This window comes from Variovorax sp. E3 (assembly GCF_016082275.1).
Taxonomy (GTDB): domain Bacteria; phylum Pseudomonadota; class Gammaproteobacteria; order Burkholderiales; family Burkholderiaceae_C; genus Variovorax.
On record NZ_MOWM01000260.1, the window covers coordinates 1 to 6027 of the forward strand.

The following is a 6027-nucleotide window of genomic DNA, read 5'->3' on the forward strand; positions in this document are numbered from 1 at the left end:
CGGGCTGGGCACGCTGGACGAGCGGATGCTGATCCTGGTGGACATCGACCGGCTCATGTCCAGCGACGAAATGGGCCTGATCGAGAAGATGGCGGCCTGAGTTTCCTCCGGCCGCCGCAGAACAAAGACACAGAGGGTCCGAGAGGAGAACAACATGAAGAATTGGAATACGAGCCAGCGCCTGGGCGCCGGCTTCGCGGCCGTGCTCGCGCTGATGGTGCTCATCGCCGGCATCGGCGTGCTGCGCCTGCAGGGCGTGGGCGAGGCCACGCAGGACATGGCCCGCAACGCGCTGGTGAAGGAGCGGCTGGCCGCCGCCTGGCAACTGGGCACCAACACCAACAGCGTGCGCACCTTCTCGCTGCTCAAGAGCAACGACCCCGCGGTGCAGGCCTACCTGCAGAAGAACATCACCAGCACCAGCACCGCCATCACCGAGACGCAGAAGAAGCTCGAGGCCATGCTGAGCGCGCCCGCCGAGCTGGCGCTGAGCGCCGACATCAAGAAAAAGCGCGGCGACTACGTCGAGCTGCGCAACCAGATCCTCAAGCTCAAGGCCGAAGGCCGCGCGGACGAAGCGACGAAGCTGACCGACTCTCAACTGCTGTCCGCGCTGGACGGCTACGACGCGAGCATCCGCGCCATGGTGGCGCACCAGCAGCAGGAAATCGACCGCACGGCCGGCGACATCGACGCGCGCTACCACGCGGGCCGCACCTACATCATTGCGCTGGCCGTGCTGGCGCTGGTGCTGGGCGCGGTGATCGCATGGCTGCTCGCGCGCAGCATCGTGCAGCCGATCGGCGAGGCGCTGCTGATTGCCGAGACCGTGGCGGCCGGCGACCTGAGCCAGGAGTTCGAGACCGAGCGCGGCGGCGACTTCGGCCGCCTGCTGCGCGGCATGGGCGAGATGGAAGACACGCTCACCGACCTCGTGACGCGCATCAAGGCCTCGAGCGATTCGATTGCCGTGGCCTCGCGGCAGATCGCGGCCGGCAACCAGGACCTGTCCTCGCGCACCGAGCAGCAGGCCAGCTCGCTGGAGCAGACGGCGGCCTCGATGGAAGAACTCACGAGCACCGTGAAGCAGAACGCGGACAACGCACGCCAGGCCAACCAGCTGGCGGTGTCGGCTTCGGCGGTGGCGGTGAAGGGCGGCAGCGTGGTGTCGCAAGTGGTCGACACCATGGGCTCGATCAATGCATCGTCGCGCAAGATCGTCGACATCATCGGCGTGATCGACGGCATTGCGTTCCAGACCAACATCCTGGCGCTGAATGCCGCAGTTGAAGCGGCCCGCGCAGGCGAACAGGGCAAGGGCTTTGCCGTGGTTGCTTCGGAGGTGCGCAGCCTTGCGCAGCGCTCGGCATCGGCGGCCAAGGAAATCAAGACCCTCATCGGCGACTCCGTGGAGAAGGTCGAAGAAGGCAGCAAGCAGGTGAGCGAAGCGGGCCGCACCATGGAAGAGATCGTCGGCAGCGTGCGCCGCGTGACGGACATCATGGGCGAGATCACCGCCGCGAGCCAGGAACAAACGTCGGGCATCGAACAGATCAACCAGGCCATCACGCAGATGGACCAGGTGACGCAGCAGAACGCCGCGCTGGTGGAAGAGGCATCCGCTGCCGCCCAGTCGCTGCAGGAGCAGGCCGACAACCTCGTCAGGGCGGTGAGCACCTTCAAGCTCGACGCCGACGAGGCCGTGGCGGCCTGACGCAGCCGTGCGCGCGCGCCTGTCCCCGACGTTCGCCCTGCGCCTGGGCGCGGCCTTCGCCGCCTTGTTCCTGCTGCTGGCGCTGGCGGTCGTCATCGGCTTTCGCGCCGGCGCCGGCTCCGAATGGGCGTGCCGCGCGGTGCTGATGCTGGGGGCGGTGCTGCTGCTCGTGGCCGTGGCCGTCGTCTGGAACATCAAGCATTCATTCGCCCGCTCCAGCGACGACGCGGCAAAGGTCGCCGAAAGGCTGGACCGGGTTTTCAACATGTCAACGGCAGGGATTCCTGACACACCCATGCGCTCATTCCTCAACCTCCAGATCGGCACCCGCCTGGGCCTGGGCTTTGCCGCCGTGCTGCTGATGCTGGCCGGCGCGATCGGGCTCGGCCTGCAGGCCATGACCGACGTGCAGTCGCGGCTCGAAGGCATCGTCAACGGCAACAACGTCCGGGTGGAGGCGATCAACGCGATGGGCGACGCCATCCGCGACATCGCCATCCTCGACGGCAACCTGATCTTGCTGAGCGACGAGGCGGCCATGCGCGAAGAGGCCCGGAAGATCGTTGCCGCCCGCGAGCGCTACACCGAAGCCCGCAACGCGCTGGCCAAGCTGCTGCTCACGGCCACGGGCAAAGGCCTGCTGGCGACCGTCGACGAGAAGGTGGGCGTGCTCGTGCCGCTCAACGGCCAGCTCTCCGAGCTGGCGCTGCAGAACAAGAACGAAGAGGCGACGCAGATCTTCATCACGAAGTTCCAGCCGGCCGTGCAGGTCGTGCTCAAGGAACTCGGCGTGATGGACACCCGCGAGAGCAAGCGCTCCGAAACGGCCAGCCGGGAGGCGGCCGACGGCTATGCGCGTTCGCGCAACCTGATGCTGGCGCTGGGCGTCTTCGCGATCCTGGCCGGCGCGGCCATGGCGTGGCTCATCACGCGTTCGATCACGCGGCCGATCGGCGAGGCCGTGCAGGTGGCCGAGAAAGTGGCGGCGGGCGACATCTCCTCGCGCATCGACGTGCGCTCGAAGGACGAGACCGGCCGGCTCATGGGCGCGCTCAAGGCCATGAACGAAAGCCTGGTGCGGATCGTGCGCGAAGTGCGCACGGGCACGGACACGATCGCCACGGCATCGGGGCAGATCGCCTCGGGCAACCAGGACCTGTCTTCGCGCACCGAGGAGCAGGCCAGTTCGCTGGAGCAGACGGCGGCTTCGATGGAAGAGCTGACCTCGACCGTGAAGCAGAACGCGGACAACGCGCGCCAAGCCAACCAGCTGGCGGTGTCGGCCTCGGAGGTGGCGGTGAAGGGCGGTAGCGTGGTGTCGCAGGTGGTGGACACCATGGGCTCCATCGACGCATCGTCCAAGAAGATCGTGGACATCATTGGTGTCATCGACGGCATCGCGTTCCAGACCAACATCCTGGCGCTGAATGCGGCGGTGGAAGCCGCCCGCGCTGGCGAGCAGGGCCGTGGTTTCGCGGTCGTCGCGTCGGAAGTTCGCAGCCTGGCGCAGCGTTCCGCAGCCGCAGCGAAAGAAATCAAGACGCTGATCGGCGACTCGGTGGGGAAGGTCGAAGAGGGCAGCAAGCAGGTCGCCGAAGCCGGCCGCACCATGGAACAGATCGTGGGCAGCGTGAAGCGCGTGACCGACATCATGGGCGAGATCACGGCCGCGAGCCAGGAACAGACCTCGGGCATCGAGCAGATCAACCAGGCCATCACGCAGATGGACCAGGTCACGCAGCAGAACGCCGCGCTGGTCGAAGAAGCCTCTGCAGCGGCCCAGTCGCTGCAGGAGCAGGCCAGCAGCCTGGTGCAGGCCGTGAGCATTTTCAAGCTCGACGCCAACGCCGTGGCCACCCCGCGCCCCGGCTTCACCCGCGTCACGCCGATCTACAGGCCGCCGGTCAAGCCGGTGGCCAGGCCGCCCGCCAAGGTGCTGCCCGCGCGCCGCGTGCCCGGCACCCGCCCGGCGCCGCAACTCGCCATGGCCAGCGACGCCAAAGGCGACTGGACGGAATTTTGAGAAGAAAGGACTCAATCTGGCGACCTGATGCCGATAACAGAGTGACGGCGTTGCCGCGTCGCGTGCAACGGGAGCCGTCCCCCGTTATTGAAGGAAGAGAGCAATGCGTTTGAAGGATCTGAAAATAGGCACGCGCCTGGGGCTCGGCTTCGCGGTGATGCTGCTGCTGATGGCTTTCATTGCCGGCACCGGCGTGCTGCGGCTGACCAACGTCGGCCATGCCACCGACGAGATGGTGGAGCAGGCGCTGGTGAAGGAGCGGCTCGCCAGCGAGTGGCTGAGCAACCTGAAGTCGAACACCGTCGCCAACTTCGCGATGGTCAAGACCACCGACCCGGTCATTGCGGCCTATTTCTCCAAGATCCAGGCGGCCGGCTCGGCGCGCATCAGCCCGGCGCAGAAGAAGCTCGAATCGATGCTGAGCACGCCGGAAGAAAAGGCGCTGTACGCCAAGGTCGCCGCCGCGCGCGCCGTGGTGCTCGAAACGGTGGGCACCCTCAACAAGCTCAAGGACAGCGGCCAGCTCGCCGAAGCCAACACGCTGGTCGACACCAAGTTCACCGACGCGCTGGGCGTCTACGGCGGCGCCGTCGAGGCGCTGGCCAATCACCAGCGCGAGAAGATCGACGCCGCCGCGCAGGGCATCGGCAGCGACTACGTGGCCGGCCGCACCACGCTGGTGGCGCTGTCGGCCATTGCCGTGGTGCTGGGCGCGCTGTTTGCGTGGCGCCTGAGCGTGGGCATCGTGCGTCCGCTGGGCCATGCGCTGGAAGTGGCCGAGACCGTGGCCGCCGGCGACCTGAGCGCCGACATCCGCGTGGAAAGCCGCGACGAGGCGGGCCAGCTGATGCAGGCACTGAAGAACATGAACGAGAGCCTGGCCAAGGTGGTGGGCGAGGTGCGCACGGGCACGGACACGATCGCGACGGCTTCCAGCCAGATCGCGTCGGGCAACCAGGACCTGTCTTCGCGCACCGAAGAGCAGGCGAGTTCGCTGGAGCAGACGGCGGCTTCGATGGAGGAGCTGACTTCGACGGTGAAGCAGAACGCGGACAACGCACGGCAAGCGAATCAGCTGGCGGTGTCGGCGTCGGAAGTCGCGGTCAAGGGCGGCAGTGTCGTGTCCCAAGTGGTCGACACCATGGGCTCGATCAACGCGTCCTCGAAAAAGATCGTCGACATCATCGGTGTCATCGACGGCATCGCTTTCCAGACCAACATCCTGGCGCTGAACGCGGCGGTGGAAGCTGCACGCGCTGGTGAGCAAGGTCGTGGCTTCGCAGTGGTCGCATCGGAAGTTCGCAGCCTGGCGCAACGCTCGGCCGCAGCGGCGAAAGAAATCAAGACCCTCATCGGCGACTCCGTGGAGAAGGTCGAAGAGGGCAGCAAGCAGGTCGAAGAGGCCGGCCGCACCATGGACGAAATCGTCGGCAGCGTGAAGCGCGTGACCGACATCATGGGCGAGATCACGGCCGCGAGCCAGGAACAGACCTCGGGCATCGAGCAGATCAACCAGGCCATCACGCAGATGGACCAGGTGACGCAGCAGAACGCCGCGCTGGTCGAAGAGGCTTCGGCCGCCGCGCAGTCGCTGCAGGAGCAGGCAGGCAGCCTTTCGCAGGTCGTCGGCGTGTTCCGCCTCGGCCGCAACCAGCTGGCCCTGGCCTGAGAACGGCGACAGGACCATGCGCGTCAATTTGCCCGTCACCGCCAACGAGTACGAACTCCCGAAGGACGCCGCCCTGGTGTCCCGCACCGACCTGAAGGGTCGCATCACCTACGTCAATCCCGCCTTTGTCGAGGCCAGCGGCTACACGGTGGCCGAGCTCATGGGCAAGGCGCACAACATCGTGCGCCACCCCGATGTGCCGCCCGAGGCCTTCGCCGACCTGTGGGAAACGCTGGGCCAGGGCCTGCCCTGGACGGCCTCATCAAGAACCGCCGCAACAACGGCGACTTCTACTGGGTGCTGGCCAACGTCACGCCGATCCGCCGCGACGGGCGCGTGCAGGGCTACATGTCCGTGCGCAGCCGGCCCGGTCGCGCCGAAGTGGTCGAGGCCGACGCGCTGTATCGCCGCATGCGCGAAGGCGACGCCAAGGGCATCGCGCTGCAGCAGGGCCAGGTGGTCCAGCGCGGCTGGATGAACCCGCTGGCGCAGCTGCGCCGCATTCCGGTGCGCCAGCGCGTGTTCGGCGCGACCAGCGCGGCCGCGCTGCTGTCGCTCGGGCTGGGCGTGGCGGGCTGGACGGAGGCGAGCCGGCTGGCCGCGTCCGCCGGCGCGCACAGC

General features: G+C 67.3%; 3 protein-coding genes and 3 pseudogenes. All 6 read left to right on the forward strand.

Annotated elements, in window-relative coordinates:
• A pseudogene (locus tag BMG07_RS39345) lies at positions 1–100 on the forward strand (chemotaxis protein CheW); the annotation flags it as partial.
• A 54-nt stretch (positions 101–154) separates the two neighbouring features.
• Positions 155–1714 carry a methyl-accepting chemotaxis protein gene (locus BMG07_RS39350; RefSeq protein WP_198089022.1) on the forward strand — a complete coding sequence of 520 codons (1560 nt, stop codon included), beginning with the start codon at positions 155–157 and terminating at the stop codon, positions 1712–1714.
• A 295-nt stretch (positions 1715–2009) separates the two neighbouring features.
• Positions 2010–3737 carry a methyl-accepting chemotaxis protein gene (locus BMG07_RS39355; protein ID WP_198089024.1) on the forward strand — a complete coding sequence of 576 codons (1728 nt, stop codon included), beginning with the start codon at positions 2010–2012 and terminating at the stop codon, positions 3735–3737.
• A 103-nt stretch (positions 3738–3840) separates the two neighbouring features.
• The gene (locus tag BMG07_RS39360) at positions 3841–5406 is read left to right on the forward strand and encodes a methyl-accepting chemotaxis protein (RefSeq protein WP_198089023.1); all 1566 of its coding nucleotides are present in this window, start codon (positions 3841–3843) and stop codon (positions 5404–5406) included.
• A 16-nt stretch (positions 5407–5422) separates the two neighbouring features.
• Positions 5423–5605: pseudogene (locus tag BMG07_RS44520) on the forward strand (PAS domain S-box protein); the annotation flags it as partial.
• Between the two features lie 23 nt (positions 5606–5628).
• Positions 5629–6027 (forward strand): annotated as a pseudogene (locus tag BMG07_RS44525) (chemotaxis protein); the annotation flags it as partial.